Source organism: Streptomyces sp. NBC_00029 (genome assembly GCF_045160505.1).
Lineage (GTDB): Bacteria > Actinomycetota > Actinomycetes > Streptomycetales > Streptomycetaceae > Streptomyces.
Window position 1 is genome coordinate 2520001 of sequence record NZ_CP108292.1, and the last position, 26799, is coordinate 2546799.

Annotated in this window: 27 protein-coding genes and 1 pseudogene (1 of these 28 only partly in view); 12 read left to right on the forward strand and 16 right to left on the reverse strand. The window is 71.9% G+C overall.

Going from position 1 to position 26799, the window contains the following annotated elements; genetic code table 11:
- From OG753_RS12100 to OG753_RS12110, 3 genes are all read left to right on the forward strand, one after another.
- Positions 1-551: the 3' portion of a sporulation protein gene (locus OG753_RS12100; RefSeq protein ID WP_327261810.1), read on the forward strand. 232 nt of this gene lie to the left of the window's left edge; only the last 551 of its 783 coding nucleotides appear in the window; its start codon lies off the left edge, out of view; its stop codon occupies positions 549-551.
- A gap of 49 nt (positions 552-600) precedes the next feature.
- Complete coding sequence (locus OG753_RS12105) at positions 601-1134, forward strand: YbhB/YbcL family Raf kinase inhibitor-like protein (protein ID WP_327261811.1); 534 nt, start codon at positions 601-603, stop codon at positions 1132-1134.
- A 149-nt stretch (positions 1135-1283) separates the two neighbouring features.
- Complete coding sequence (locus tag OG753_RS12110) at positions 1284-1787, forward strand: HNH endonuclease (RefSeq protein ID WP_327261812.1); 504 nt, start codon at positions 1284-1286, stop codon at positions 1785-1787.
- Positions 1788-1847: 60 nt separating this feature from the next.
- Here OG753_RS12110 and OG753_RS12115 read toward each other — a convergent pair whose 3' ends face one another.
- The 4 genes from OG753_RS12115 to OG753_RS12130 form a co-directional block, all read right to left on the reverse strand.
- Positions 1848-2618 (reverse strand): sulfite exporter TauE/SafE family protein, encoded by a 771-nt coding sequence (locus OG753_RS12115; RefSeq protein ID WP_327261813.1) that lies wholly within the window; start codon positions 2616-2618, stop codon positions 1848-1850.
- An 89-nt stretch (positions 2619-2707) separates the two neighbouring features.
- A complete protein-coding gene (locus tag OG753_RS12120) occupies positions 2708-3694 on the reverse strand; it encodes an SPFH domain-containing protein (protein ID WP_327261814.1) in 987 nt (328 codons plus the stop codon).
- A gap of 84 nt (positions 3695-3778) precedes the next feature.
- The gene (locus OG753_RS12125; protein WP_327261815.1) at positions 3779-4207 is read right to left on the reverse strand and encodes an NfeD family protein; all 429 of its coding nucleotides are present in this window, start codon (positions 4205-4207) and stop codon (positions 3779-3781) included.
- A gap of 74 nt (positions 4208-4281) precedes the next feature.
- Entirely contained in the window at positions 4282-5076 is a 795-nt protein-coding gene (locus OG753_RS12130) for an ABC transporter ATP-binding protein (protein ID WP_327261816.1), read from the reverse strand.
- Between the two features lie 138 nt (positions 5077-5214).
- Between OG753_RS12130 and OG753_RS12135 the strand changes: the two genes are divergently transcribed.
- Positions 5215-5997, forward strand: coding sequence for a hypothetical protein (locus tag OG753_RS12135; RefSeq protein WP_405788395.1), 783 nt, complete (start codon positions 5215-5217; stop codon positions 5995-5997).
- Between the two features lie 87 nt (positions 5998-6084).
- Here OG753_RS12135 and OG753_RS12140 read toward each other — a convergent pair whose 3' ends face one another.
- The 4 genes from OG753_RS12140 to OG753_RS12155 all read right to left on the reverse strand — a co-directional run bounded on the left by OG753_RS12140 (position 6085) and on the right by OG753_RS12155 (position 9428).
- Positions 6085-7077, reverse strand: a complete 993-nt coding sequence (locus OG753_RS12140) for a beta-propeller fold lactonase family protein (RefSeq protein WP_405788397.1) — start codon at positions 7075-7077, stop codon at positions 6085-6087.
- 134 nt (positions 7078-7211) lie between these two features.
- A complete protein-coding gene (locus tag OG753_RS12145) occupies positions 7212-7457 on the reverse strand; it encodes a chaplin (protein ID WP_030012639.1) in 246 nt (81 codons plus the stop codon).
- Positions 7458-7606: 149 nt separating this feature from the next.
- The gene (locus tag OG753_RS12150) at positions 7607-8272 is read right to left on the reverse strand and encodes a response regulator transcription factor (RefSeq protein ID WP_327261819.1); all 666 of its coding nucleotides are present in this window, start codon (positions 8270-8272) and stop codon (positions 7607-7609) included.
- Positions 8265-9428 (reverse strand): GAF domain-containing sensor histidine kinase, encoded by a 1164-nt coding sequence (locus OG753_RS12155; RefSeq protein WP_405788398.1) that lies wholly within the window; start codon positions 9426-9428, stop codon positions 8265-8267. The genes OG753_RS12150 and OG753_RS12155 overlap by 8 nt, the downstream gene beginning before the upstream one ends.
- A gap of 157 nt (positions 9429-9585) precedes the next feature.
- Between OG753_RS12155 and OG753_RS12160 the strand changes: the two are divergent.
- The 3 genes and pseudogenes from OG753_RS12160 to OG753_RS12170 form a co-directional block, all read left to right on the forward strand.
- Positions 9586-10278, forward strand: a pseudogene (locus tag OG753_RS12160) (SDR family NAD(P)-dependent oxidoreductase); the annotation flags it as partial.
- 137 nt (positions 10279-10415) lie between these two features.
- Positions 10416-11525 carry an S-adenosylmethionine:tRNA ribosyltransferase-isomerase gene (locus OG753_RS12165; protein WP_405788400.1) on the forward strand — a complete coding sequence of 370 codons (1110 nt, stop codon included), beginning with the start codon at positions 10416-10418 and terminating at the stop codon, positions 11523-11525.
- Between the two features lie 297 nt (positions 11526-11822).
- Positions 11823-12512, forward strand: a complete 690-nt coding sequence (locus tag OG753_RS12170; RefSeq protein WP_327261821.1) for a transglycosylase SLT domain-containing protein — start codon at positions 11823-11825, stop codon at positions 12510-12512.
- A 115-nt stretch (positions 12513-12627) separates the two neighbouring features.
- Here the strand turns inward: OG753_RS12170 and OG753_RS12175 are convergent, their stop codons facing one another.
- Complete coding sequence (locus OG753_RS12175; protein WP_405792620.1) at positions 12628-15135, reverse strand: FHA domain-containing protein; 2508 nt, start codon at positions 15133-15135, stop codon at positions 12628-12630.
- Positions 15136-15388: 253 nt separating this feature from the next.
- Here OG753_RS12175 and OG753_RS12180 point away from each other — a divergent pair, with 253 nt between their 5' ends.
- Together OG753_RS12180 and serB are read left to right on the forward strand one after the other, a co-directional pair.
- On the forward strand, positions 15389-16966 hold the full coding sequence (locus OG753_RS12180) for a streptophobe family protein (RefSeq protein WP_405788402.1): 1578 nt from the start codon (positions 15389-15391) through the stop codon (positions 16964-16966).
- 91 nt (positions 16967-17057) lie between these two features.
- Positions 17058-18257, forward strand: coding sequence for a phosphoserine phosphatase SerB (gene serB, locus OG753_RS12185; RefSeq protein WP_327261823.1), 1200 nt, complete (start codon positions 17058-17060; stop codon positions 18255-18257).
- A gap of 108 nt (positions 18258-18365) precedes the next feature.
- On the opposite strand, the gene OG753_RS12190 is transcribed toward serB, so the two are convergent.
- From OG753_RS12190 to OG753_RS12205, 4 genes are all read right to left on the reverse strand, one after another.
- Entirely contained in the window at positions 18366-18887 is a 522-nt protein-coding gene (locus OG753_RS12190; protein ID WP_327261824.1) for a histidine phosphatase family protein, read from the reverse strand.
- Between the two features lie 83 nt (positions 18888-18970).
- Positions 18971-19201, reverse strand: a complete 231-nt coding sequence (locus OG753_RS12195) for a hypothetical protein (protein ID WP_327261825.1) — start codon at positions 19199-19201, stop codon at positions 18971-18973.
- Between the two features lie 153 nt (positions 19202-19354).
- Positions 19355-19474, reverse strand: a complete 120-nt coding sequence (locus tag OG753_RS12200) for an SGM_5486 family transporter-associated protein (RefSeq protein WP_327261826.1) — start codon at positions 19472-19474, stop codon at positions 19355-19357.
- Between the two features lie 5 nt (positions 19475-19479).
- Complete coding sequence (locus tag OG753_RS12205) at positions 19480-20793, reverse strand: CynX/NimT family MFS transporter (RefSeq protein WP_405788403.1); 1314 nt, start codon at positions 20791-20793, stop codon at positions 19480-19482.
- 57 nt (positions 20794-20850) lie between these two features.
- Here OG753_RS12205 and OG753_RS12210 point away from each other — a divergent pair, with 57 nt between their 5' ends.
- Complete coding sequence (locus OG753_RS12210; RefSeq protein ID WP_327261828.1) at positions 20851-21561, forward strand: FadR/GntR family transcriptional regulator; 711 nt, start codon at positions 20851-20853, stop codon at positions 21559-21561.
- Here OG753_RS12210 and OG753_RS12215 read toward each other — a convergent pair.
- The 3 genes from OG753_RS12215 to fabG form a co-directional block, all read right to left on the reverse strand.
- Positions 21542-21850 (reverse strand): hypothetical protein, encoded by a 309-nt coding sequence (locus OG753_RS12215; protein ID WP_405792622.1) that lies wholly within the window; start codon positions 21848-21850, stop codon positions 21542-21544. The two genes, OG753_RS12210 and OG753_RS12215, sit on opposite strands and share 20 nt — an antisense overlap.
- Positions 21851-22177: 327 nt before the next feature.
- Positions 22178-22948, reverse strand: a complete 771-nt coding sequence (fabI, locus tag OG753_RS12220) for an enoyl-ACP reductase FabI (RefSeq protein WP_327261830.1) — start codon at positions 22946-22948, stop codon at positions 22178-22180.
- A gap of 5 nt (positions 22949-22953) precedes the next feature.
- Positions 22954-23673: a 3-oxoacyl-[acyl-carrier-protein] reductase gene (fabG, locus tag OG753_RS12225; protein WP_327261831.1), complete on the reverse strand. Its 720-nt coding sequence runs from the start codon at positions 23671-23673 to the stop codon at positions 22954-22956.
- Positions 23674-23819: 146 nt separating this feature from the next.
- Between fabG and OG753_RS12230 the strand changes: the two genes are divergently transcribed.
- Entirely contained in the window at positions 23820-25382 is a 1563-nt protein-coding gene (locus tag OG753_RS12230; protein WP_401702963.1) for a TldD/PmbA family protein, read from the forward strand.
- The gene (locus tag OG753_RS12235; RefSeq protein WP_405788405.1) at positions 25379-26779 is read left to right on the forward strand and encodes a metallopeptidase TldD-related protein; all 1401 of its coding nucleotides are present in this window, start codon (positions 25379-25381) and stop codon (positions 26777-26779) included. Before OG753_RS12230 ends, OG753_RS12235 begins: the two co-directional genes overlap by 4 nt.
- Positions 26780-26799: the final 20 nt, after the last annotated feature.

A 26799-nucleotide genomic window follows, 5' to 3' on the forward strand; every position in this document is an offset into this window, starting at 1 on the left:
TGGGCGGTGCCTTCAAGGTGCAGCCCGGCGCCCTTCACGTGGTGCCGTTCGGGCTGGAGATCCCCTGGGAGACGCCGATCACCCACTTCGGGGGTCAGCACCTGCACGGGATGAACATCGGGGTCAGCACCGAGCTGGAGATCGCGCGCGCCGTGGACGCCGGCGACCTCGACCCGATCAACGTGCACCCGGTGCCGGCGCAGCAGGCGATCCTGGACGCCTTCCGGCAGCTCGGCTTCACCTTCCGCAGTGCGGACATGGAGCGCGGCCACATCCGTGGGACGCGGCAGTCGCTGCCCTTCTACCAGGAGATCGAGTTCCTGCCGCCGTCGCAGTACCGCGGCCTGCACCAGGTCGAGCTCACCTTCATCTCGGACGGCCGGGAGATGGACGTCGTTCTGGAGATGGACAAGAAGCCGGGTCTGTTCACCGAGGGCAGTGACACCTACCGCTGCTTCCAGGTGGGTCTGCAGTCGTACCAGGACACTGACTGGGCGGCGTACCTGAATCAGTGGATCGCCTCTGTGGGTTCGCAGCGCAACTGGTTCTAGCCAGTCCTAGGCTCGGAGCCGTATCCGCGAGCGATCAGGAGGGTCAGCAGTGACCGAGCAGAACAGGCCGCCTCTTCCGCACGACTTCCACCCCGAGGTCCACGCCTTCACCGTGACCAGCACGGACCTCGCGCCCGGGGCCGATCTGGGCGAGGCGCAGGTGTACTCGGGTGGGAACGTCTCGCCGCAGTTGCGGTGGGAGGGTTTCCCGGAGGGGACGGAGAGCTTCGCCGTCACGTGCTTCGACCCGGACGCGCCGACGGGCAGCGGGTTCTGGCACTGGGTGCTCTTCGATCTGCCGGTCTCGCTGACCGAGCTGCCGGCCGGTGCGGGCAGCGGGAAGTTCGAAGGGCTGCCCGCCGGGGCCGTGCACGTGCGCAACGACTACGGGTCGCGCGACTTCGGCGGGGCGGCGCCTCCCGCCGGGGAGCGGCACCGTTACGTGTTCACGGTGTACGCGGTCGACCGGGCGAAGCTCGGTCCGGGTGCGGATGCCTCGCCGGCGGTCGTCGGGTTCAATCTGCGTTTTCACACGCTCGGGCGGGCCCAGTTGATCGGTGAGTACGAGGCGCCCGTCGGCTGATCGTTCTCCCGGTGTTTGCCCGGTCCTGGTCTAAAGAAGGCCAGGACCGGGCATTTTTATTGCGTTGTCCCGCGTGGCACGCGCGGCCAGAGTGGTCGCGGGCCCTGCCGCCATGGTGGTCGCGGGCCTGCACACGGGAGGTGGGCGAGATGCGGGACACGCTGGTGCTGAATGCGAGCTTCGAGCCGCTGTCGACGGTGACCCTGAACCGGGCTGTGGTCCTGGTGCTCCAGGACAAGGCCGTCGTCGAACAGTCGCACCCCGAGCTGCGTGTGCGCGCGGCCACCATGGATCTTCCGATGCCCAGGGTGATCAGGCTCTGCAGGTACGTCCGGGTGCCCTTCCGAAGACATGCTCCCTGGTCGCGGAGGGGGGTGCTGGTCCGGGACCAGCACCGTTGCGCGTACTGCGGGAAGCGCGCGACGACCGTGGACCACGTACTGCCGCGGGCCCAGGGAGGTGGCGACACCTGGCTGAACACGGTGGCGTCCTGCGCCGAGGACAACCACCGCAAGGCGGCCCGGACTCCGGAGGAGGCGGGGATGCCGCTCCTCCGGAAGCCCTTCGTGCCGTCGCCGGCGGACGCGATGCTGCTGGCCCTGGGGGTGGCCGGGCGGGAGGCGCTCCCGGAGTGGCTGGAGCGCACCGCCTAGGCGGATTCCCCGCTTTCGGTGGAGACGCCTGCGCTGGGCGACGTAGTTCTGCTACGTCGCTCAGCTGACGAGCAGTTGGACGATGGCGAGGATGCCCACCGTCACGATGACCGCCCGCAGGACGGTCGGCGAGAGTCGTCGGCCGACCTTGGCGCCGATCTGGCCGCCGATGGTCGAGCCGACGGCGATGAGGACGACGGCCGTCCAGTCGAACTCGGCGACGAAGAGGAAGAGGACGGCGGCGATGCCGTTCACCAGAGCGGCGATGACGTTCTTGACGGCGTTGATGCGCTGCATGTCCTCGCGGAGCAGCAGGCCCATCAGGCCGAGGTAGAGCACGCCCTGAGCGGCGCCGAAGTAGCCGCCGTACGCGCTGGAGAGCAGCATGCCGCCGAGCAGGGCCGGTCCGCCGTCGGGGTGGCCGGTGTCGCCTCCGGCGGCTTCCTGGCGTCGGCGCAGGGCGGCGGCGAGCCGCGGCTGGAGGATGACGAGGACGAGGGCCAGTCCGATCAGGACGGGCACGATCGTGTCGAAGGAGTCGGACGGCAGGGTGAGGAGCAGGATCGCGCCCGCGAGTCCGCCGACGAGGGAGACGGAGCCGAGCCGCAGGATGCGGGAGCGCTGGCCCTGGAGCTCCTTGCGGTAGCCGATGGCTCCGCTGATGGAACCGGGCACGAGGCCGAGGGTGTTGGACACGTTGGCGGTGACCGGGGGCAGGCCCGTGGCCAGCAGCACCGGGAAGGTGATCAGGGTGCCGGAGCCGACGATGGTGTTGATCGTGCCCGCGCCGATGCCGGCGGCGAAGACAGCGAGTGATTCCCAGATGGACATGGACTGTGCCATCCCCTTTGCATGAGTGAGTCGCCTCCCCGCCATGAAGGTCGAGGGGCCTCACCGATCATGCAGGAAGGGGTGGCGGGTCAGTCGATGGGGGGCTGTTCGCGGCGCTCCGCGCCGTCCTTGTCCCGTGCGGCCGGGATGCCTGCGCCGTCCTTGCCGGAGTTCCCCGGGTTGAAGCCCGAGCCGCCGCCCATGGGACCGAAGTTGCCCATGGCGCCGGACAGGCCCTTGAGGGCGTCGCCGATCTCGCTCGGCACGATCCAGAGCTTGTTGGCGTCGCCCTCGGCGATCTTCGGGAGCATCTGGAGGTACTGGTAGGCGAGGAGCTTCTGGTCGGCGTCGCCGGCGTGGATGGACTCGAAGACCGTACGGATGGCCTGCGCTTCACCCTCGGCGCGCAGGGCGGCGGCCTTGGCGTCACCTTCGGCGCGCAGGATGGAGGACTGCTTCTCACCCTCGGCGCGCAGGATCTCGGACTGACGGACACCTTCGGCCTGGAGGATCGCGGCGCGCTTGTCACGGTCGGCGCGCATCTGCTTCTCCATCGAGTCCTGGATGGAGGTCGGCGGCTCGATGGCCTTGAGCTCGACGCGGTTGACGCGGATGCCCCACTTGCCGGTGGCCTCGTCGAGGACGCCGCGCAGGGCCGCGTTGATCTCCTCGCGGGAGGTGAGGGTCCGCTCCAGGTCCATGCCGCCGATGATGTTGCGGAGCGTGGTGACGGTGAGCTGCTCGATGGCCTGGATGTAGCTGGCCACTTCGTAGGTCGCGGCGCGCGCGTCGGTCACCTGGTAGTAGATGACGGTGTCGATGTTGACGACCAGGTTGTCCTGGGTGATGACGGGCTGCGGCGGGAACGGTACGACCTGTTCGCGGAGGTCGATCCGGTTGCGGATGGAGTCGATGAACGGGACGACGATGTTGAGGCCCGCGTTGAGGGTGCGGGTGTAGCGGCCGAACCGCTCGACGATGGCGGCGCTGGCCTGCGGGATCACCTGGATCGTCTTGACCAGTGCGATGAAGACCAGAACCACCAGAATGATCAGGACGATGATGATCGGTTGCATGCGGTTCCCCGTGCCCTTCCGGCTGTCTGTGCTGCCCCGTTGATCGGAGTCTCGCAGACCTTGGGGCCGCGAGCAGGCTGGTTGTCACATGACGACGGCGGTCGCCCCGTCGATCTCCACGACGTCGACGGACTGGCCGGGCTCGAAACTGGTGTCCGCGTCGAGGGTGCGCGCGGACCAGACTTCACCGGCGAGCTTGATGCGGCCGCCGCTGCCGTCGACCCGTTCCAGGACGACGGCGGTTCTTCCCCTCAACGCGTCGATGCCGCTGCGGTGTTGGGGGCGCTGGTCGCGGTGCCGGTTGGCGATCGGGCGTACGACGGCGATCAGCGCGACCGACACGATGACGAAGACCAGGACCTGCGCCACCACTCCCCCGCCGACGGCAGCCGTGACGGCGGCCGCGACCGCGCCCACGGCGAACATGCCGAACTCCGGCATGGCGGTCAGGACGAGGGGGATGCCCAGTCCGACCGCGCCGATGAGCCACCACACCCACGCGTCGATGTCCACGTGGTCATGGTAGGTCGGGTGGGCGCGGTCGGGACAGGGTGCGGGACCCCGTGAGCGACGGTCCGGCCGGGGGCCTAACCGAGCGGCAGGCCCTGGGCGGTCCAGCGGTCGCTCCCGTTGCGCTCGACGACCAGCGGGAGGCCGAAGCAGAGGGAGAGGTTGCGGGACGTCAGTTCGAGGTCGATCGGGCCCGCGGTGACGACCTTGCCCTGACGGATCATCAGGACGTGGGTGAAGCCGGGGGCGATCTCCTCGACGTGGTGCGTGACCATGACCATCGACGGGGCGAGCGGGTCGCGGGCGAGGCGGCCGAGGCGGCGTACGAGGTCCTCGCGGCCGCCGAGGTCGAGACCGGCGGCGGGCTCGTCGAGGAGCAGCAGCTCCGGGTCGGTCATCAGCGCGCGGGCGATCAGCGTGCGCTTGCGCTCGCCCTCGGAGAGGGTGCCGAACTTGCGGTCGAGGTACTCGGTCATGCCGAGGCGGTCGAGGAAGGCGCGGGCGCGCTGCTCGTCGACCTCCTCGTACTCCTCCTGCCAGGTGGCCGTCATGCCGTAGGCGGCGGTGAGGACGGTCTGCAGGACGGTCTGCCGCTTGGGCAGCTTGTCGGCCATCGCGATGCCGGCGACACCGATGCGGGGGCGCAGCTCGAAGACGTCCACCTTGCCGAGGGTGCTGCCGAGGATGGTGGCGGTGCCCTTGGTGGGGAAGAGGTAGCTGGAGGCGAGGTTCAGCAGTGTGGTCTTGCCGGCGCCGTTGGGGCCGAGGATCACCCAGCGCTCCCCCTCCTTCACCGACCAGGAGACCTGGTCCACCAGAGCCCGGCCCTCGCGGACCACGGATACGTCCACCAGCTCCAGAACATCGCTCATGAGCGTGTTGTCACCCCTTGCAGTCACGGTTCGGCTCTCTGTGCGCCGGTAGACGCAGCCCCAGGGGAAAACCTACGCCACTCGGAGAGGCCTCCGGGGCCGGGGCCCGGTGCCGGGGCCGATCCGTAAAGTAGGGGGATGCTTTTCGAACCACGTTCAGGGCGCTTGGCCGCCTGGGGGAACGCACTGCTGGCCGGTCTGGTCTCGCCCGACGAGGCCGTGTTGTCGATCGTGGGCGAGGACGCCGTGCACCGGGTGGAGGGGCTGCCGGATGAGTCGGGCCCGGTGGGGCTCACCCTGGCGCTCGGCCGCCTGCGGGCGCTGGGGGCGACGGGGCTGCGGGTGGCGCTGCCGGCGCCCGGGCATCCGCTGGGGCTGAGCGGGCCGCCGGAGTTCAATGCGCGGGCGCTGGAGGCCGAGGAGGCGGTCGTCGCGGTGGGCTCGGCGCTGGGTCTGGTGCCGGAGGTGTCCGAGGCCGGGCCGCCCGGGGACGTGCACGTGTCGGTGACCTGGCACGTGCTGCCGGTACGGGAGGCTCCGCCGGCGGACGTGCCCTCGCTGAGCGAGGCGGAGCGGGAGCTGGCGGAGGCGCTGCGCGAGGCGACCGAGGTGCTGACCCGGCTGGACGTGGCGGGGTCGGGGCCGGTGGCGGAGGCCGCGCTGTCGGCGTACCGGGCGCGGGCGGAGGCCGGCCGGGAAGCGCTGGCGCCGGGGTATCCGCCGCGGGCGGTGCGGGTGCTGGCGCTGGCGCAGCGGGTGGACCTGATGGTGTCGCTGGCGTACGAGAACGGGCACGGGGGTGCGGTGGCCGCCTCGGAGATGGCGGCGCGGGCGGAGGCGTTGCGGCCGGTCGAGCGGGTCGCCCGGCGGGCGCTCGTGGCGGCGTACAACTCGGCCGTCGAGGCGCGCGAGCGGGGCTGAGCCCCGGGTCGCCCGGGGCCGGGGTCGATGCGCGGGCGGCCGCGGGCTGCGCCCGGGCTTTCGGGGCTCCGCCCCGGACCCCGCGCCTCAAGCGCCGGCGGGGCCGAGTGCGTGCGCCGCGACGCCGGTCGGGCCGTCTCCCACCGGGACGGTGGCCGTCGCGGACGTGCTGGTGTCGATCACCGACAGGGTGTCCGACTCGAAGTTGCTGACGTGGACGGTGCAGCCGTCCGGGCCGACGGCGAGGCCGTTGGGGCCGTCGCCCACGGGGACGGTGTCCGTGACGGTGCGGCTGCGGGTGCTGATCACCGACACGTCGTCCGACCCGAGGTTGGCGACGTAGACGCGGCGGCCGTCCGGCAGGACCCCGATGCCGGTGGGTTGGTCGCCGACCGGGATGCGGTCGGTCTCCGTGCCGTTCCGGGTGTCGACCACCGACACGTCGTCCGAGGTCAGGTTGGAGACGTAGAGGTGGCGGCCGTCCGGGGCGAGGGCCAGGGCGGTGGGTCCGCCGCCGACACGGAAGGCGCCGGTGACCGTGCCGGTGTCGGTGCGGACCACCGAGACGCTGTCGGCGCCGGCGTTGGCGACGTACAGGGTGCGGCCGTCCGGTGTCACCACCAGGCCCAGAGGTGCGTCGCCCACGGCGATGGTGTCCGTGACGGCGAGGGTGCGGGCGCTGATCACCGACACGGTGCCCGCGCCGACGTTCGCCACGTAGACGCTCCTGTGGTCCGGGGAGACGGTCACCCTGCTCGGTTCGCGCCCGACTCCGACGGTTTCGACGACCGCCCTGGTGCGGGTGTCGACCACGGAGACGGTGTCCGCCGCCGAGTCGGTGACGTAGAGGCGGGAGCCGTCGGGGCTGAGGGCCGCGCTGTCGGGTCCGTCCCCCACGGGGATGCTGTCCACGACGGTACCGGCGCGGGTGTCGACGACCGAGACCGTGTCGGAGTGGAGGTTCGCGACGTAGACGAGAGGACCGAGCCGCTCGGGCGGGGCGGCCGCCAGTCCCGTCAGGGCGATCGTCGCGCAGAGCACGGCGGTGGTCCGTCCTGCGATGTGCCGGTTCCTCGTCATGCGGGCAAAGCTAGGGCTGCCGGTGGCGCTGCGGGGTGAGGCTCGCGCCGGGGGTGCGCGACGGCCCCCGGATGCACCGACGCGGCCCCGCTTCCAGGGGAGAGGGGGAAGCGGGGCCGCAGGTCGGGGTGGGGTCAGGCGTTCACGCCGGTGTTGCCGAAGGCGCCGTTCAGCAGACCGATCACGTTGACGGTGTTGCCGACCACGTTCACGGGGACGTGCACGGGGACCTGGACCTGGTTCCCGGAGGCCACGCCGGGCGAGTTCAGGGCCTCGCCCTCCGCCGACGCACCGCCGTGCGCCGAGGAGACACCGGCGCCGGCGGCGAGGAGGCCGCCCGCGATCATGGTGACGGCTGCGGCCTTCTTGAAGTTCTTCACGTTCTCGTCCTCCAGTGCGTCTGCCGCGACCAGCCGTCGCGGCACGCCATGGAGAACGGCCGGCCGGTGTTCGGGATACGCCATGTGGGCTACATACACCCGACCGTATGAATCTCAGTCCGGAGCGAGACGATCCGATTTACCTCTGATCACTCGGCGATTCCGTGCCTGACCGCCCACAACGCGGCCTGGGTCCGATCGGAGAGGTCCAGCTTCATCAGGATGTTCGAGACGTGGGTCTTGACCGTCTTCTCGGACAGGACCAGGGCGCGGGCGATCTCCCGATTGGAGCGGCCGTCGGCGATCAGGCCGAGGACCTCGCGTTCCCGGTCGGTCAGCGAGCCGGGCCGGCCCGCCGAAGAGCCCTGCTCGTCCTGGGAGAGCAGGGCGAGGGCCACCTCCGGCTGGAGGAGGACGTGGCCCGCGTGGACGGAGCGGATCGCCGCCGCCAGCGCGTCGGGGTCGATGTCCTTGTAGACGTATCCCGCCGCGCCGGCCCGCAGGGCGGGGACCACGGTCCGCTGCTCCGTGAAGCTGGTGACGATCAGCACCCGGGCCGGATTCGCCAGCTCGCGCAGCCTGCGCAGCGCCCCGATGCCGTCCGTGCCCGGCATCTTGATGTCCATGAGGATCACGTCCGGCCGAAGTTCCTCGGCGTGGGTGATGCCCTCCTCGCCGTCCGATGCCTCGCCGACCACCTCGATGTCCTCCTGGATCTCCAGGAAGGTGCGCAGGCCCCGCCGGACCACCTGGTGGTCGTCGACCAGCAGTACACGGATGCCGTTGCCGCTGCCGCGGCCGGTGCTGTCAGCCACCGGGGACCTCCATCTCGATCGTGGTGCCCCGTCCGGGCTCCGAGTGCACGGCGAGCCGGCCGCCGACGCCGCTCGCGCGGTCCCGCATGGAGACCAGACCCAGGTGGCGGCCCGCCCGGCGGACGGTCCGGGGGTCGAAGCCGCTGCCGGTGTCGAGGACCTTCAGGACGGCGCCCCCGGCGGGGGTCCGGGCGAGGGTGACCTCGACGCGGTCGGCGCCCGAGTGGCGCAGGGCGTTGTGGAGGGCCTCCTGGGCGACGCGGAGCAGGGCTTCCTCCTGGGTCGCGGGCAGGGCCCGTACGCCGTCACAGGTGAAGGTGACGTGCGCGGTGTGGGCGCGGTCCAGTACGTGGACGTGCGTGCGCAGGGTGGCGACCAGCCCGTCCTCGTCCAGGGCGGCCGGGCGCAGCTCGGTCACGGCGGCGCGCAGTTCGTCGGCGGCCTCCGCGGCCAGGGCGGCCACCTGCTGGAGCTCGTCCTTGGCCCGGTCCGGGTCGCGGTCGACGAGGGCGGCGGCGGCCTGGGCGGTGAGACGGAGCGAGAAGAGCTTCTGGCTGACGGCGTCGTGCAGTTCGTGGGCGAGCCGGGAGCGCTCCTCGGCGATGGTGAGCTCGCGGCTGCGCTCGTAGAGCCGGGCGTTGGTGAGGGCGATCGCCGCGTGCTGGGCGAGGAGGGAGAGGAGTTCCTGGTCCTCGTCCGTGAAGCCCTGCCCGCCGCCCGGGGCGTCGCTGCGCTTGTTCGCGAGGAAGAGGGCGGCGAGGGTCTCCTCGCCGTCGCGTACGGGCATGCCCAGGAAGTCGGCCATGTCCGGGTGGGCGGACGGCCAGCCCTCGAAGCGCGGGTCCTCGCGTACGTCGGCCAGTCGCTCGGGGCCCTCTTCGTGGAGCATCGCGGCGAGGATGCCGTGCTGGCGGGGCAGCGGGCCGATCCGGCGCCACTGCTCGGCGCTGACGCCGTCCACGACGAACTGGGCGAAGCCGCCGTGGTCGTCCGGGACGCCCAGGGCCGCGTACTCGGCGTTCAGGAGCTCTCGGGCGGAGGCGACGATCGTGCGCAGGACGTCGCGGACCTCCAGGCGGCGGCTCATGGCGAGCAGTGCGGTGCTCACGGCGGCCAGGCCGCCGGTGGGCTCGCCGTGCGGGGGGCTACCGGTCATGGCCTCACCGTACCCGGGGCCGTGACCTGCGGGATCGGGCCTCGGACGTAGGTCCAACGGACGTGCGCGGGTGGGGCTCGTGGCCGACGCGGCAGGGGGTGGCCCGTTCCTAGGTTGGAGGCATCTGCTGATCGGAACGGAAGGCGAGGGTGTTGTCATGTCGGTGGCGATCGTGACGGGGGCGTCCAGGGGGCTCGGCCGGGCGCTGGCCGGGGAGCTGGCGGCGCGGGGCTGGGACCTGGTGCTGAGCGCACGGGGTGCGGCGGCGCTGGAGGAGACCGCGGCAGGGCTCGGGCGGCCCACCGGCGGGCGGGTGGTGGCGTTGGCCGGTGACGTGTCCTCGGCGGCGCACCGGGCGGCGCTGGTGGCCGCGGCGCGGGAGCTGGGCGGGCTGGACCTGCTGGTGAACAACGCGGGGGTGCTCGGGGCCGAGCCGTTGGTGCCGCTGGCGGAGCATGCGCTGGGCGGGCTGCGCGAAGCCTTCGAGGTCAATGTGGTGGGGCCGCTGGGGCTGGTCCAGGAGGGACTGCCGCTGTTGCGGGCCTCGCGGGCGGGCGTGGGCGCGGTGCTGAACATCAGCTCGGACGCGGCGGTGGTGCCGTACGCGACGTGGGGGGCGTACGGAGCGACGAAGGCGGCCGGGGATCTGGTGTCGGCCGTGCTGGCGGTGGAGGAGCCGGGGCTGCGGGTGTGGTGGGCGGACCCGGGGTCGATGCGGACGCGGATGATGGCGGCGGCCGAGCCCGGCGAGGACCTGACGGGGCTGCCGACGCCCCAGGAGGTGGCTCCGGCGCTGCTGCGGCTGGTGGAGCTCGGGCTGCCGAGCGGGCGGTACACGGCCGAGGAGCTGGCGGCGCGGACCACCCCCGGGGCGGCCTCGGAGCCGGGCGCCGAAGCAGGCACGGGGGCGGACGTGGAAGCGGACGTGGAAGCGGGTGCGGACCCGGGTGTTGAAGCGGGCGCCGGGACGGGTGTGGGGGCCGGGCGGTGAGCGGGCGCCGGGTCCTGCAGAAAACAGGACTGTATATAACGGACATACCCCCTCAATTGCTGGCCCGGGTTCCGGCCGAGCAGCGGGGCCCCGGGCTGGGGCGGGATGCCGTGCGGCTCCTGGTCTCCCGGGGCGGCGAACCGGTGTCCCTGCACCCCTTCCGGGAGCTGCCGGAGCTGATGCGGCCCGGGGACGTGCTGGTGGTGAACACCTCGACCACACTGGCGGCCGCCGTGGACGCCCGGCTGGGCGGCGAGGACCTGGTCGTGCACTTCTCCACCCGGGGCGACGGCGGCCGCTGGGCGGTGGAGCTGCGCACCCCGGCAGGCGGGGGCACGACCCGGCCGCGCCCCGGGGGCCCGGCCGGGGCGGTGGTGGAGCTGCCGGACGGGGGCCGCCTGCTCCTGGAGGAGCCGCTGGCGGCGGGAGCGGACCGGCTGTGGTGGGCACGGCCGCTCCCCGCGCCGTACGAGGTGCCGGCGCTGCTGCGCGCGTTCGGGCGGCCGATCCGGTACGCGTACACGGAGCGGGACCAGCCGCTCTCGGCCCACCAGACGGTGTTCGCGGTGCCGGCCGCCGACGGGTCGGGCTCGGCGGAGATGCCGAGCGCGGGCCGGCCCTTCACCGCAGAGCTGGTGGCGCGGCTGGTGAGCCGGGGGGTTCAGTTCGCCCCGCTGGTCCTGCACACGGGGGTGGCCTCGCAGGAGTCGCACGAGCCGCCGTACCCGGAACGGTACGAGGTCTCCCCCACGACGGCGGGGCTGGTGAACGCGGCCCGGGCCACCGGCGGGAGGGTGATCGCGGTGGGGACCACGGCGGTACGGGCCCTGGAGTCGGCCGCGGACGAAGCCGGGCGGGTGCGCCCGGCCGCCGGGTGGACCGATCTGGTGGTGACCCCCGAGCGCGGGGTACGCGTGGTGGACGGGCTGCTGACCGGGCTGCACGAGCCCGGCGCGTCCCATCTGCAGATGCTGGAGGCGGTCGCTGGGCGGGACGCCGTACGGCTCGGGTATGCCGAGGCACTGGCCCGTCTCTGCCTCTGGCACGAGTTCGGGGACGTCCATCTGCTACTCAAGGATGAGATCCGTAACCAACCGCATTGCTGAAGCAACGCACGGTGAGACCGCAACATGCCCGATGTGACCCCGCACATAGGACCCACATCACTTACGAAGCCGCCTAGTGGACGGATAAAGACCCTGTCAGCGCTGTCCCACCTAGCGCCGGGGCCCGAAATGGGGCCTCGGCGCCGGTGCGTGATCCACTAAGCGGGATCGTACGTCACACCTTTGCCACAGGATTTTGCCGCCGCTAAGAATTGCTCCCGTCGCACAGCACCGCGGATCCCCGGATCCACAAAGCGCCTTCCTGCGACTCCCGCTATTCGAAGAGGTTGCCCCGCCATGTCTGCTTCCCGCACCCCTGGTCACAGTCGTCTGACGAAGGCACACAAGCTGTCCATCGCCGGTGTCGCCACGCTGAGCGCCGCCGCCGTCGCCTTCTCCCTCGTCCCGGCCGACGCCGGTGAGGTCGAGACGGTCGCCGTCGCCCCCGTCGCCTGGACCCAGGCCGTGGGTGGCGCGCAGACGAAGACGCTGCAGGGCCACCTCTCCGCACAGCAGGTCATCGCCGACGCCAACGCGAAGGCCGCGGCCAAGATCAAGGCCGACGCCGCCGCCGCCGACGCCAAGGCCAAGGCCGAGGCCGCCGCGAAGAAGGCCCGCGAGCAGAAGGCTGCCGCCAGCCGTTCCGCCGCCCGCACCCCGGTCTTCGCGAACAACCTCGACGGCTGGATCAAGGAAGCCCTCTTCATCATGAAGAAGGAGGGCATTCCGGGCACCTACGCCGGAATCCACAAGAACATCATGCGTGAGTCCAGCGGTAACCCGATGGCGATCAACAACTGGGACATCAACGCCCAGAACGGCATCCCCAGCAAGGGTCTGCTCCAGGTCATCCTTCCGACCTTCAAGGCGTACCACGTCAAGGGCACCAAGTTCGACCAGTACGACCCGGTCGCCAACATCGTCGCCGCCTGCAACTACGCGGCCGACCGCTACGGCTCCATGGACAACGTCAACAGCGCCTACTAGGCCCTGGCGTAGCCAGACCCCATGCGCCTCAGGGCGGCACCCGGACTTCCGGATGCCGCCCTGAGGCGTTTGCCGTGCACGCGTGCGGTCGTTCCGCCCGCCCGCCCGGGTCCTGCTACTTGCCCGCGCGCATGACCTCGGGCTCGTGGCGGCGCAGCAGGCGCTGGACCGCGAAGCCGCAGGCGATGCCGAGGAGCAGCAGGATGGTGATGTTCAGGCTCCACTGCCCGACGGTGGCGTCCCAGAGCGGGTCGGTGTTGGTCGGGTTGTCGGCGTCCCACGGCGGCATCAGCGCGCCGAGGTTCAAGGTGGTGCCCGCGGCGGCGATGGCCCAGCGGGACGGCATCAGCCAGGCGAACTGCTCCAGACCCGGGGAGTCGTACACCTGGAAGAGGATGCCGGTGAAGACGACCTGGACGATCGCGAACATGACCAGCAGCGGCATGGTCTTCTCGGCGGTCTTCACCAGCGAGGAGATCACCAGGCCGAACATCATCGACGTGAAGCCGAGCGCGATCACCGACAGGCAGATCTCCACCGCGGGCGGCATGAGCAGGCCCTCGGCGGGCAGGTCGCGCGGGTAGAAGCCGATCCCGCAGATGATCACGCCCTGGATGGCCGTGATGACGCCGAGGACGATCACCTTCGACATGAGGTAGGCCGAGCGCGACAGGCCGGTGGCCCGCTCGCGTTCGTAGATGACCCGTTCCTTGATCAGCTCACGGACCGAGTTGGCGGCGCCCGAGAAGCACATGCCGACCGCGAGGATCAGCATGATCGTGCCCGCGTCGCCGTTGAAGCGGGACGGGGCCACGGGCGGGGCGAGCCCGAACTTCGCGGGGATGACCGTGGAGACCACGCCGAGGACGGCGGGCAGGATCAGCATCAGGCCGATGAAGCCCTTGTCGGAGGCGATCACCGAGACGTAGCGGCGGATCAGCGTCCACAGCTGCGAGCCCCAGCCCTGCGGCTTCGGCGGGCGCATCTGCTGGGCGGGCGGCATCGCGACCGACTGCGGGGCGACGGCGTCGATGTCGGCGGCGTACAGCTGGTAGTGCTGCGAACCCTTCCAGCGGCCGGCCCAGTCGTAGTCGCGGTAGTTCTCGAAGGCCGAGAACACGTCCGCCCACGTGGTGTAGCCGAAGAAGTTCAGCGCCTCGTCCGGCGGGCCGAAGTAGGCGACCGAACCGCCCGGGGCCATGACCAGCAGCTTGTCGCAGATGGCCAGCTCGGCGACCGAGTGGGTCACGACGAGGACGGTGCGGCCGTCGTCGGCGAGGCCGCGCAGCAGCTGCATGACGTCGCGGTCCATGCCCGGGTCGAGGCCCGAGGTGGGCTCGTCCAGGAAGATCAGCGAGGGCTTGGTGAGCAGCTCCAGGGCCACGGACACGCGCTTGCGCTGACCACCCGAGAGCGAGGTGATCTTCTTGTCCTTGTGGATGTCGAGCTTGAGCTCGCGCAGCACCTCGTCGACACGGGCGGCGCGCTCGGACTCGGCGGTGTCGCCCGGGAAGCGGAGCTTGGCCGCGTACTTCAGGGCCGTGCTGACCTTCAGCTCCTTGTGCAGGATGTCGTCCTGCGGGACCAGGCCGATGCGCTGGCGGAGCTCCGCGAACTGCTTGTACAGGTTGCGGTTGTCGTAGAGGACGTCGCCCTGGTCGGCGGGCCGGTAGCCGGTCAGCGCCTTGAGCAGGGTGGACTTGCCGGAGCCCGACGGTCCGATGACGCCGATCAGCGACTTCTCCGGCACGCCGAAGGTGACGTCCTTGAGGATCTGCTTGCCGCCGTCGACCGTGACCGTGAGGTGGCGGGCCGAGAAGGAGACCTCGCCGGTGTCGACGAACTCCTCGAGGCGGTCGCCGACGATCCGGAACGTCGAGTGGCCGACGCCGACGATGTCGTTCGGGCCGAGCAGCGCGGTGCCGGACTTCGCCAGCGGCTGGCCGTTGACGTAGGTGCCGTTGTGGCTGCCGAGGTCGTGGATCTCGAAGCGGCCGCCGGGCATCGAGCGGAACTCGGCGTGGTGGCGGGAGACCTGGAGGTCGGAGACCACCAGCTCGTTCTCCAGCGCACGGCCGATCCGCATGACGTGGCCCAGCGAGAGCTGGTGGAACGTCGTCGGGCTGCGGTCGCCGTAGGCCGGGGCTCCGCCCTGCGCCGGACGGGCCGCGCCGCCGCCCTGCTGGTGCGGGAGGTGGGCCTGCGGCTGCTGCTGCGGCTGCGCGTACTGCTGCTGCTGTTCCCAGGCCTGCTGCTGGGGCTGCTGCTGTTGCGGGGCCTGGTAGGCCGGGGCCTGCGGCTGGGCGTACGCCTGCGCCGGGGCCTGCTGGGCCACGGCGGGCTGCGGCGCGGCTGCGGCGCTCAGGTTCAGCCTCGGTCCGTCCGTCGCGTTGCCCAGGTGGACCGGCGTGCCGGGCACGAGCTCGGTCTGCTGGACCCTGGCCCCGTGCACGTAGGTGCCGTTGGTGCTGCCGTGGTCCTCGATGCCCCAACCCCGGCCGTTCCAGGTGATGGTGGCATGCCGCCACGACACCCGGGCATCGTCGATCACCACGTCTCCCTGGGGGTCGCGCCCCAGCGAGTACGACCTGGACGGATCGAGCGTCCAGGTCCTTCCATTCAATTCCAGTACGAGTTCCGGCACTCCAGCCCCACTTAAGTCCCCCGAGAATCCCCCATGACGTCAGGGAGTCTAGGGATGGCGAACATCCGGGGGAACTATTTCAGGCCCACCGCCGTATGTGGAATCCGGGCCTTGCCGGGGCGTCTACGTCTGCCCGTTGACGGGGTCGAAAGTCACCCGGAGAGTGAGATACGGGACTTCTCGCCCGGTGGTCCCGTCGCGTACCGCTCGGTAGGCATCGGGGGTTCACCGTATGCGCCGCATCCGTTGGGGAGACGTGCTGCTGTCCGCCGTCGCCGCCGTGGGCTGGGCCCTGATCGTGATGGCCGGGGTGGCCGGACTCGGCCTGCACCTGCTGGGCGCCGACGCGGCGGGAGGCTCGCTCGCGGCGATGACGGCCGCCGCCGTGGCCCTCGCGGTCGGCGGAACCGTGACCCCCTCGGGTGACGTCTCGGTCCTCGGAGTCACGGGGGCGAGCGCCGAAGCCTCCCTGGACGTGATGCCCTTGGGAGTGTCGCTGGCCGGGGCGCTGGTCCTGGCGTTCCTGTTCCTGCGTTCGCTGCGGGCCGGGGCGGGCCACGGCGAGACCGCGGCCAGGGTGGCGGCTCTCGCGGCGCTGTTCGTCGCGACGGCGGGCGCTCTGGCGTGGGCCGGGCACGACATGGTCACCCTCGACGGGACGACGCCGCTGCCGAGGACCCCGGCGAAGGTCGAGATCCCGGGGATCGGGGACATCGGCGGGCTGCTCCCCGACCGCGTCGGGGACCTGATCGGGACCCGGACCCGGGTCGGGTTCGCGGTGCAGACCGGGCCGACCCTGCTGGGTGCGGGGGTGTGGGTGCTCGCCGTACTGGCTCTCGCGCTGCTGGTCTCACGGCACGGGCCGGCGGCGACGGCCCGGCTGCGTCCGGCCGTCTCGGCCGCGGTGACGGTGCTGCTGGTCTCGGTGGCGGCCGCGTGGGCCGCGGCGGTGTGGGCGGCGCTGGGCGACGAGCATCCCCGGCGGGTGCTGGGCGGGGCGCTGCTGGGGGCGCCGAACGGAAGCGGGCTGGGGGTGCTGCTGGGGCTGTTCGTGCCGCTGCGCGGCGGGGTCACGGGGGCGCCGGCCGGGCTGCTGCCCGATCCGCTGGACGATCTGCTGGCCGGCTCCGCGCGGGAGCAGGTGACGATGGCGGGGCTCGCCGCGTACGACGAGCGGGTCTGGCTGCTGGTCGCGGGGGCGGCCCTGCTGCTGCTCGCCGCGGGGGTGCTGGCCGCCGTACGGACGCCCGTGCGCGGGATCCCCGGGTGTGCGGCGCGGCTGTCTGCGGTCACCGCGGTGACGCTGGCGTTGCTGGTGCGGCTGACGGGGTTCTCGGCCGGGGGAGCCTCTCCGGCGGTGCCGGGTTTGGGCCCGGTGGACGTGGGGGTGGAGCTGCGGGGGGACGTGTCGTACGCGCTGGTGCTGGGCGCGCTCTGGGGTGCGCTGGCCGGTGGGGCGGGCGCGCTGCTGACCCGTCGGCGGCGGGCGGCGGATCCGGCTGCCGGGGACGGCGGAGCGGGCCGGCGGGGGTGGCCGCAGGTCCCGGCCCCGGATGCGCCCACGGCCCCGTACGCGAGCGGCCCGGCCGGCCGGGGCGGGCAGGGGCCGCCGCCCGGGTGGGCGAACCCGTACCTGGATCCGGACGTCTCCTGGGACGTGACGGTCACCGGGATGCCGCCGCGCCCGCCGAGGCCCGCGCGGACCGCGCACCGGCCGCCCTTCACCCCGCCCCCGCCGCCGGGCGCCCCGCCGCCTCCCCCGAGGCCCCCCGGACCGCCGGGGCCGCCGAAGCCGCCCGGGCAGAGGTGACCCGTCGGCCCGCCCGGCCGGGCGACCGGTACGTTCAGGAAGTGGGACGGGGGTCCTGTCATGTGGGCCGGGAAGATACGGTGAGGGCACCATGAGCGCATCGCAGACCTCCGACGTCCCCACACTCCTCGTCAAGATCTTCGGCAAGGACCGTCCCGGGATCACCGCCGGGCTGTTCGACACCCTCGCCGCCTACTCCGTCGACGTCGTCGACATCGAGCAGGTCGTCACCCGTGGCCGCATCGTCCTGTGCGCCCTCGTCACCAAGCCCGCCAACGGCGCCGAGGGCGACCTGCGGGCCACCGTCCACAGCTGGGCCGAGTCCCTCAAGATGCAGGCCGAGATCCTCTCCGGTACCGGTGACAACCGGCCGCGCGGCGTCGGCCGCTCGCACGTCACCGTGCTCGGACACCCGCTCACCGCCGAGTCCACGGCCGCCATCGCAGCCCGGATCACCGCGACCGGCGGCAATATCGACCGTATCTTCCGCCTCGCCAAGTACCCGGTGACGGCGGTGGAGTTCGCCGTCTCCGGCGTCGAGACCGAGCCGCTGCGCACCGCGCTGGCCACCGCGTCCGCGCACATCGGTGTGGATGTGGCCGTGGTTTCGGCCGGGTTGCACCGCCGGGCCCAGCGCCTGGTCGTCATGGACGTGGACTCGACCCTCATCCAGGACGAGGTCATCGAGCTGTTCGCCGCGCACGCCGGGTGCGAGGCCGAGGTCGCCGAGGTCACCGAACGGGCCATGCGCGGCGAGCTGGACTTCGAGCAGTCGCTGCACGCCCGGGTGGCGCTGCTCGCGGGCCTGGACGCGTCCGTCGTGGACAAGGTCCGTGCCGAGGTGCAGCTCACCCCGGGCGCGCGGACCCTGATCCGCACGCTCAAGCGGCTCGGCTACCAGGTGGGCGTGGTCTCCGGCGGCTTCACCCAGGTGACGGACGATCTGCGGGAGCGGCTGGGGCTGGACTTCGCCTCGGCCAACACCCTGGAGATCGTCGACGGGAAGCTGACGGGCAAGGTCACCGGCGAGATCGTGGACCGGGCGGGCAAGGCCCGGCTGCTGCGCCGCTTCGCCGCGGAGGCCGACGTACCGCTGTCCCAGACGGTGGCCATCGGTGACGGCGCCAATGACCTGGACATGCTGAACGCGGCCGGGCTGGGCGTGGCGTTCAACGCCAAGCCGGTGGTCCGCGAGGCCGCGCACACCGCGGTGAACGTGCCCTTCCTCGACGCGGTGCTGTACCTGCTCGGGATCACCCGTGAGGAGATCGAGGCCGCCGACCTGGCCTGACCCCCGCACCCGCACGAGCGGGCCCCGGCAGCCGCATCGGCTGCCGGGGCCCGCTGGTGTCGTGGGGCCGGCGGTGTCGCAGGCCCACCGGTCTCGCGGGGCGTCCGGTCAGAGGCCCTTGGGGGTCCAGTAGTCGAGCAGTGTGCCCACACCGTGCTCCACGGACTTCCACGATCCGGTGAAGGAGACCACGGCGAGGGCCGCGGTCGGGAACCCCGTACGGGTCATCCGCGCGAGGGTGTCGCCCTCCGAGCGCCCGGAGAGGGCGTCGGCGAGGGCGTGCATACCGGGGTTGTGCCCGATGACGAGGAGGTCCGCGACCTCGTCGGAGGTCTCGTTGAGCAGGGCGATGAGCTCGCCCAGCGAGGCGTCGTAGAGCCTCTCCTCGTAGTGCGTCTTCGGCCGGTGCGGCATCTCCTGGACGGCGAGCTTCCAGGTTTCGCGGGTGCGGGCGGCGGTGGAGCACAGGGCCAGGTCGAAGACGATGCCGGTTTCGGCGAGCTTCAGACCGACGGCCGGCGCGTCCTTGCGGCCTCGTTCCGCGAGCGGGCGATCGTGGTCGGACACCTCGGGCCAGTCGGCCTTGGCGTGCCGGAGGAGGGCGATCCTGCGGGGTGTGTCGGCGCTCATGACTCCCAGCTTCGCATGAAACGAGCCATGGGGCGCAGGGTGTTGGGGGGGCTCACCCTCCCGGTCGAGGGGCGCGCGGGAGGTCAGCCGACGGCGCGCAGGAGCTGCTCGGCGACCTGGACGAGGCCCGGGACCTCGCCGGTGGCGGCGTGGGCCTCGCCGGATCCGGCGAGGAGCAGCAGCAGGAGCCCGAAGGCGAGGGCGGGCAGGGCCAGCGCCCACCAGTGCAGCCGGGTGCTGGCGCGGGTGGCCGCGCGGGCGCGGGGGCGGGACGGGCCCGACGGGAGGGGCCTGGTGTGCGTGGGGGCCGACATGGCCGCCTCCGTGGGTGTGGACCGGACTGACTCGCTGCCTACGAATCTATGGATCCGGGCCGGCGGTTCCCATCCGGGGCGCACCCCACTTCACCCTGAGCATTACCCCCTAGGGGGTGGTGGGGTTAGCCCCACCCTCCCGGGGGAGCGGGTTCACGGGGAGGCGATCGTGGCGATGACGGAGATGATCACGGTCACGGCGAGGATCGCGCCGAGCACGAGGCCGAGCTTCTTACGGCCGTCCTGCGGGTTCGGTTCAAGTACGGGCGACATGCAGGTCAGTCTCGCATGCCGCATTCGTCCTCGATCGTGCGGTCCCGTCCGGCGAGGACGCCGAGCGCGATCTGCGGGACGAGCAGGCCGGCCATCAGGGCGAGCGGCAGGTCCCAGCCCCCGCTGTGCTGGTAGAGGGCGCCGATGACGAGCGGGCCGGGGATGGAGATGAGGTAGCCGGTGCTCTGGGCGAAGGCGGAGAGCTTGACCACGCCGGCCGGGGACTTGGCGCGCAGCCCGATGAGGGTGATGACGAGGGGGAAGGCGCAGTTGGAGATGCCGAGCAGGAGCGCCCAGGCCCAGGCTCCGGCGGCGGGGGCGAAGTAGAGCCCGAGGTAGCCGGTGAGGCCGAAGAGGCCGAGGGTGACGGCGATGGCGCCCTGGTTCTTCATCCGGGCGGCCAGGCCCGGGATGACGAAGGCGAGCGGGACGCCCATGACCATGGTGACGGCGAGCAGCACGCCGGCGGTGGAGGCGGAGACCCCGGCGTCGCGGAAGATCTGCGGGAGCCATCCCATGGTGATGTAGGCGCCGGTGGCCTGGAGGCCGAAGTAGCAGGCCAGGGCCCATGCGGTGCGGCTGCGGACGACCCGCGGGCCGGTGTCGGCGCCCGCGCCGGACCGTGCGCCGGACGCGGCCGCGGCGGTCTCGGCCGCTCGGTCGGCCCGCCGGGAGGCGCGGGCGACGGGCAGCCAGGGCAGTACGGCGACCAGGGCGAGCACGGCCCAGACCAGCAGGCCGGTGCGCCAGCTGCCGCCGAGGGCGCCGGTCAGCGGGACGGTCGCGGCGGCGGCGAGCGAGGTGCCGGCGGCCAGGGACATGGAGTACAGGCCGGTCATGGTGCCGACGCGGTCCGGGAAGTAGCGCTTGACGATCACCGGGAGCAGCACGTTGGTGAGGGCTATGCCGGCCAGCGAGAGGGCGCTGGCGGCGAGGAAGCCGGTGGCGCCGGTCGCGAAGGGGCGGATCAGCAGGCCGGTGGCGACGGCGGCCATGCCGGCGCAGACGACGGCGGCCGGGCCGAAGCGGCGGGAGAGGCGGGGCGCGGTGACGCCGAAGACGGCGAAGCAGAGTGCCGGGACGGAGGTGATCAGTCCGGCGACCGTGCCGCTCATGCCGAGACCCGTGCGGGTCTCCTCGAAGAGGGCGCCGAGGCTGGTGATGGCGGGCCGCAGGTTGAGGGCGGCCAGCACGATTCCGACGATGAGCACCGGACCGAGCCAGGTCGGGGCGCCCTGAGCGGCAGCAGGAAGGTGCTGGTCAGGGGCGGTGCGCACGACCGCCGGGCGGTTCATGGTCTGGATTTCTTCGTCGGCCATTCAACCATCATAGAATCATGGGATGATTGGTTGTCCAGTCGCTCTCGAGAGGAACCCATGCCGCTGACCTCGCCCCGGCGCTCCGCGCTCGTCGATCAGGTGATCGCCCAGCTGCGGAACCAGATCACCTCCGGCGAGTGGCCGGTCGGCGCCCGCATCCCGACCGAGCCCGAGCTCGTCGAGCTGCTCGGCGTCGCCCGCAACACGGTGCGCGAGGCCGTGCGGGCGCTGGCGCACAACGGCCTCCTGGACATCCGGCAGGGCTCGGGTACGTACGTCATCGCCACCAGCGAGCTGGCCGGTGTCATGCACCGCCGCTTCGCCGGGGCCCAGCCGCGGCACATCGCCGAACTGCGGTCGACGCTGGAGTCCTCGGCGGCCCGGCTGGCGGCGGAGCGGCGCACCGAGCGGGACCTGGTACAGCTGGACGCCCTGCTGGCGCGCCGGGAGGAGGCCTGGGCGGGCGGGGACGCGGAGGTCTTCGTGGCGGCGGACGTGAGCCTGCACATGGCGGTGGTGACGGCCTCGCACAACGACGTACTGATCGAGCTGTACGCGGACCTCGGCGACCTGGTGGCCGACTGGCTGCGGGCGGACGTCGGCACCGAACTGCACCCTTCCGCGCACCTGGACCACGCGCGGCTGATCGAGGCGATCCGGCGGGGGGACGGGGACGCGGCGGCCTCTGAGGCGGCGGGCTACCCCTTCGCCTGTCTCGGCGGGAACCCGCAGGAGGACCGGGGCCCGCTCACGGGCGCCGGTGGCTGACCCAGGCCGAGCGGACCTCTTTCCAGCAGCGGCCGACGAGCTCGACCCGGCCGGCCGGCCCGACGGTCACGGCGACGCCGTCGCCGTCCACGTCCCACCAGCGGTCGCACTCGACGTGCAGCCGCACCTGGTCGGTCTCCGGGTAGGCGTTGTGGCAGTACGCCGTGACCTGCGAGCCCTGGATCGCGGTGTCGCAATCGGCGCCGAAGAGTTCACCGCCGGCGAGCGGCGCGGGCTGGGCGGGAGGCTCGGCGGGAAGGTCGGCGAGCTCCACGACGGCCGGGGCCACCGCCTCGGGGCCGGGCACGCTCTCGTCCTCCACGGGCTGCGCGGCCGCTCCGGGGACCAGGAGTCCGGTCACGATCACGGAGGTGACCAGCACGGATACGACTCGGCTCGGTCTCGCGCGCACTCCTACCTCCTCCCCGCAGGAGCCGAGAAGATCCCGGCATCGTCAGTTTGCAGGCATCTGTCCCGGTTTTCGACTCGGGAAGATCCGGTCGGCCGGTGAACATGCGATCGAGCGGGCCCCGCGGAACGCGGAACGGCGACGGCCGCGCCTCCCGGAGGGGAAGCGCGGCCGCCGCCGTACGGACACGGGAGAGCCGATCGGGGATCAGGCACCCATCGCGTGCAGGCCGCCGTCCACGTGGACGATCTCGCCGGTGGTCTTCGGGAACCAGTCGGACAGCAGGGCCACGACGCCCTTGCCCGTCGGCTCCGGGTCGCTCATGTCCCACTGCAGCATGGAGCGGCTGTTCCAGACCTCGGCCAGCTCGCCGAAGCCCGGGATGGACTTCGCGGCCATCGAGCCGATCGGACCGGCCGAGACCAGGTTGCAGCGGATGTTGTCCTTGCCCAGGTCACGGGCGAGGTAGCGGCTGGTGGCCTCCAGGGCCGCCTTGGCCGGGCCCATCCAGTCGTACTGCGGCCAGGCGAACTGCGCGTCGAAGGTGAGGCCGACGATGGCCGCGCCCTCTTCCGGGAACAGCGGCTTGCAGGCCATGGCCAGCGACTTCAGCGAGAACGCCGAGACGTGCATGGCGGTGGCCACCGACTCGAACGGGGTGTTCAGGAAGTTGCCGCCGAGGGCGTCCTGCGGTGCGAAGCCGATCGAGTGCACGACGCCGTCGAGGCCGCCGAGCTCGTCACGGACGAGGCCCTCCAGGCGGGCGAGGTGCTCGTCGTTGGTGACGTCGAGCTCGATCACCTTGACCGGCTTGGGCAGCTTCTTGGCGATGCGCTCGGTCAGGCTCGGGCGGGGCCACGCGGTGAGGATGACCTCGGCGCCCTGCTCCTGGGCCAGCCTGGCGGTGTGGAAGGCGATGGACGACTCCATCAGCACCCCGGTGATGAGGATGCGCTTGCCGTCGAGAATTCCGCTCATGGTGATCAGTGACCCATGCCCAATCCGCCGTCAACGGGAATGACGGCTCCTGTGATGTACGCGGCGTCGTCGGACGCCAGGAAGCTGACGGCTGCCGCGATCTCCTCGGGCTGCGCGTAGCGGGCGAGCGGCACCTGAGCCACGATGCCCGCGCGCTGCTCGTCCGTGAGCACCTTCGTCATGTCGGTGTCCACGAAGCCGGGGGCGACGACGTTGAAAGTGATGTTGCGGGAGCCCAGCTCGCGGGCGAGGGAACGGGCGAAGCCGACCAGCGCGGCCTTGGAGGCGGCGTAGTTGGCCTGGCCCGCCGAGCCCATGAGCCCGACGACCGAGGAGATCAGGACGACGCGGCCCTTCTTGGCACGGAGCATGCCGCGGTTCGCGCGCTTGACCACCCGGAACGTGCCGGTGAGGTTCGTGTCGAGGACCGAGGTGAAGTCCTCCTCGGACATGCGCATCAGCAGCGTGTCCTTGGTGATGCCGGCGTTGGCCACGAGGACCTCGACCGCGCCGTGCTTCTCCTCGATCTCCTTGTAGGCCTGCTCCACCTGCTCGGAGTCGGTGATGTCGCACCGCACCGCCAGAACACCGAGCGAGGTGAGCGCCTCCGGCGGCTCACCCGACCGGAACGTGATCGCGACCTTGTCGCCGGCCTCCGCGAAGGCTCGGGCGATGGCGAGGCCGATGCCCCGGTTTCCTCCGGTGACGAGAACCGAGCGGCTCAACGGATCACCCTTTCGCTAGCGGTCTTGAATACCAAAAACCTATAGGTCGCAGCCGTCCTACGGAGAATCGACCCCCGACAGGGCCTTGCGACGGGCTCTGTCGAGTCCCTACAGAAAGATGTAGGCACAAGGGCTCCGATCGCGACATGATCGGGGCGACCGGCTCCGACCACGGGAGGACTTCCGTGCCCCATTCCATCGATGCGGCCTTCACCGCGCTGCCCTTGCGGGCGCTCGCCGACGCGGCGCTCGCCCGGGCCCGCGCGCTGGGCGCCGACCATGCCGACTTCCGGCTGGAGCGGATCCGCAGCGCCTCCTGGCGCCTGCGGGACGCCAAGCCCTCCGGCGGGTCCGACACCACCGATCTCGGGTATGCGGTCCGGGTGGTGCACGGGGGCAGCTGGGGATTCGCCTCCGGTGTGGACCTGACCATGGACGCCGCCGCCAAGGTGGCCTCGCAGGCCGTGGCCATGGCGAAGCTGTCCGCCCAGGTGATCAAGGCCGCCGGTTCGGACGAGCGCGTGGAGCTCGCCGACGAGCCGGTGCACACCGACCGGACGTGGATCTCCGCGTACGACGTGAACCCCTTCGAGGTGCCGGACGCGGAGAAGGCGGCGCTGCTCGCCGACTGGAGCTCGCGCCTGCTGGCGGCCGACGGGGTCGCCCACGTGGACGCCTCGCTGCTCGCCGTGCACGAGAACAAGTTCTACGCCGACACCGCGGGCACCTCGACCACGCAGCAGCGGGTCCGGGTGCACCCGCAGCTGACCGCGGTCGCCGTGAACGGCACCACCGGCGAGTTCGACTCGATGCGCACCATCGCCCCGCCCGCGGGCCGCGGCTGGGAGTACCTGACGGGCACCGGCTGGGACTGGAACTCCGAGCTGGAGCAGATCCCCGGTCTGCTCGCCGAGAAGATGCGGGCGCCGAGCGTCGAGGCCGGGCGCTACGACCTGGTCGTCGACCCGTCCAACCTGTGGCTCACCATCCACGAGTCCATCGGCCACGCCACCGAGCTCGACCGGGCACTGGGCTACGAGGCGGCGTACGCGGGGACCTCCTTCGCCACCTTCGACCAGCTGGGCAAGCTCAAGTACGGCTCCCCGATCATGAACGTGACGGGTGACCGCACCGCCGAGCACGGGCTGGCCACCGTCGGCTTCGACGACGAGGGCGTCCAGGCGCAGAGCTGGGACCTGGTCAAGGACGGCACCCTGGTCGGCTACCAGCTGGACCGGCGGATCGCGAAGCTGACCGGCCTCGGGCGCTCCAACGGCTGCGCCTTCGCCGACTCCCCCGGGAACGTGCCCGTCCAGCGGATGGCGAACGTGTCCCTCCAGCCGGATCCGGGCGGGCTCTCGACCGAGGACCTGATCGGCGGGGTGGAGCGCGGGATCTACGTGGTCGGCGACCGCTCCTGGTCGATCGACATGCAGCGCTACAACTTCCAGTTCACCGGGCAGCGGTTCTTCCGGATCGAGAACGGCCGGCTGGCCGGGCAGCTGCGCGATGTCGCCTACCAGGCCACCACCACCGATTTCTGGGGCTCGATGGAGAAGGTCGGCGGTCCGCAGACCTATGTCCTGGGCGGCGCCTTCAACTGCGGCAAGGCCCAGCCGGGCCAGGTCGCGGCGGTCTCGCACGGCTGCCCGTCCGCGCTGTTCCGCGACGTGAACATCCTGAACACCACGCAGGAGGCCGGGCGATGAGCTCGTCGATTCGCATCACCAAGCCCCACGAGATCGTCGAGCGGGCCCTGGAGCTGTCCACCACCGACGGTTGCGTCGTCATCGCCGACGAGGGGTCGACCGCCAATCTCCGCTGGGCCGGCAACGCCCTGACGACGAACGGCGTGACCCGCGGCCGGACCCTGACCGTCATCGCCACGGTCGACGGCAAGGAGGGCACGGCCTCGGGGGTCGTCTCGCGCTCCGCCGTCACCGCGGACGACCTGGAGCCGCTGGTGCGTGCCGCCGAGGCGGCCGCCCGCGGGGCGGGCCCGGCCGAGGACGCCCAGCCGCTGGTCACCGGGACCCCGTCCTCGCCGGACTTCACCGACGCCCCGGCCGAGACCGGCTCCGCGGTGTTCGCGGACTTCGCCCCGGCCCTCGGCGAGGCGTTCGCCCGGGCCCGCGAGGGCGGCCGGGAGCTGTACGGCTTCGCCTACCACGAGCTGGTCTCCACGTACGTCGGCACCTCCACGGGCCTGCGGCTGCGGCACGACCAGCCGAAGGGCACCCTGGAGCTGAACGCGAAGTCCCCGGACCGGCAGCGCTCCGCCTGGGCGGGCCGCTCGACCCGGGACTTCAAGGACGTGGACCCGACCGTGCTGGACGCGGAGCTCGCCGTGCGCCTCGGCTGGGCGGAGCGGAAGATCGACCTGCCCGCGGGCCGGTACGAGACCCTGCTGCCGCCGACCGCCGTGGCGGACCTGCTGATCTACCAGATGTGGTCGGCGGCGGCCCGGGACGCGGTGGAGGGCCGTACGGTCTTCTCCAAGCCCGGCGGCGGCACCCGGCTCGGCGAGAAGCTCTCCGACCTGCCGCTCTCCCTGCGCAGCGACCCGAACGCGCCGGGCCTGGAGTGCGCCCCGTTCGTGATCGCGCACAGCTCCGGCGACGACGCCTCGGTGTTCGACAACGGCCTGCCGGTCCCGTCGACCGAGTGGATCGCGGACGGGCACCTGAACCGGCTGTCCACGACCCGGCACACCGCGGGCCTGACCGGCATGCAGCTCTCCCCCGGCTTCGGGAACCTGATCCTGGACGCCGGCGGCGAGAAGTCGCTGGAGGAGATGGTCGCGGGCACCGAGCGCGGACTGCTGCTGACCTGCCTCTGGTACATCCGCGAGGTGGACCCGGCGACGCTGCTGCTCACGGGCCTGACCCGGGACGGCGTCTACCTGGTGGAGAACGGCCAGGTGGTCGGCGAGGTCAACAACTTCCGGTTCAACGAGTCCCCCGTGGACCTGCTGTCGCGGGCCTCGGAGGCCGGCCGGACCGAGAAGACCCTCCCGCGCGAGTGGAGCGACTGGTTCACGCGCGCGGCGATGCCGGCGCTGCGCATCCCGGATTTCAACATGAGTTCGGTAAGCAAGGGCGTCTGACCACCTAGAATGTGCGGGTA

Bases quoted from the DNA above. Each gene is read 5' to 3' on its own strand.
- OG753_RS12135 (WP_405788395.1), top strand. From the start codon at position 5,215: ATGCTTTTCGAACCACGTTCAGGGCGCTTGGCCGCCTGGGGGAACGCA.
- OG753_RS12170 (WP_327261821.1), top strand. From the start codon at position 11,823: ATGTCTGCTTCCCGCACCCCTGGTCACAGTCGTCTGACGAAGGCACAC.
- serB (WP_327261823.1), top strand. From the start codon at position 17,058: ATGAGCGCATCGCAGACCTCCGACGTCCCCACACTCCTCGTCAAGATC.
- OG753_RS12195 (WP_327261825.1), bottom strand. From the start codon at position 19,201: ATGTCGGCCCCCACGCACACCAGGCCCCTCCCGTCGGGCCCGTCCCGC.
- OG753_RS12140 (WP_405788397.1), bottom strand. From the start codon at position 7,077: ATGACGAGGAACCGGCACATCGCAGGACGGACCACCGCCGTGCTCTGC.
- OG753_RS12115 (WP_327261813.1), bottom strand. From the start codon at position 2,618: ATGTCCATCTGGGAATCACTCGCTGTCTTCGCCGCCGGCATCGGCGCG.
- OG753_RS12155 (WP_405788398.1), bottom strand. From the start codon at position 9,428: ATGACCGGTAGCCCCCCGCACGGCGAGCCCACCGGCGGCCTGGCCGCC.
- OG753_RS12200 (WP_327261826.1), bottom strand. From the start codon at position 19,474: ATGTCGCCCGTACTTGAACCGAACCCGCAGGACGGCCGTAAGAAGCTC.
- OG753_RS12120 (WP_327261814.1), bottom strand. From the start codon at position 3,694: ATGCAACCGATCATCATCGTCCTGATCATTCTGGTGGTTCTGGTCTTC.
- OG753_RS12205 (WP_405788403.1), bottom strand. From the start codon at position 20,793: ATGGCCGACGAAGAAATCCAGACCATGAACCGCCCGGCGGTCGTGCGC.
- OG753_RS12180 (WP_405788402.1), top strand. From the start codon at position 15,389: ATGCGCCGCATCCGTTGGGGAGACGTGCTGCTGTCCGCCGTCGCCGCC.
- OG753_RS12190 (WP_327261824.1), bottom strand. From the start codon at position 18,887: ATGAGCGCCGACACACCCCGCAGGATCGCCCTCCTCCGGCACGCCAAG.
- OG753_RS12230 (WP_401702963.1), top strand. From the start codon at position 23,820: ATGATCGGGGCGACCGGCTCCGACCACGGGAGGACTTCCGTGCCCCAT.
- OG753_RS12210 (WP_327261828.1), top strand. From the start codon at position 20,851: ATGCCGCTGACCTCGCCCCGGCGCTCCGCGCTCGTCGATCAGGTGATC.
- fabI (WP_327261830.1), bottom strand. From the start codon at position 22,948: ATGAGCGGAATTCTCGACGGCAAGCGCATCCTCATCACCGGGGTGCTG.
- OG753_RS12110 (WP_327261812.1), top strand. From the start codon at position 1,284: ATGCGGGACACGCTGGTGCTGAATGCGAGCTTCGAGCCGCTGTCGACG.
- OG753_RS12235 (WP_405788405.1), top strand. From the start codon at position 25,379: ATGAGCTCGTCGATTCGCATCACCAAGCCCCACGAGATCGTCGAGCGG.
- OG753_RS12130 (WP_327261816.1), bottom strand. From the start codon at position 5,076: ATGAGCGATGTTCTGGAGCTGGTGGACGTATCCGTGGTCCGCGAGGGC.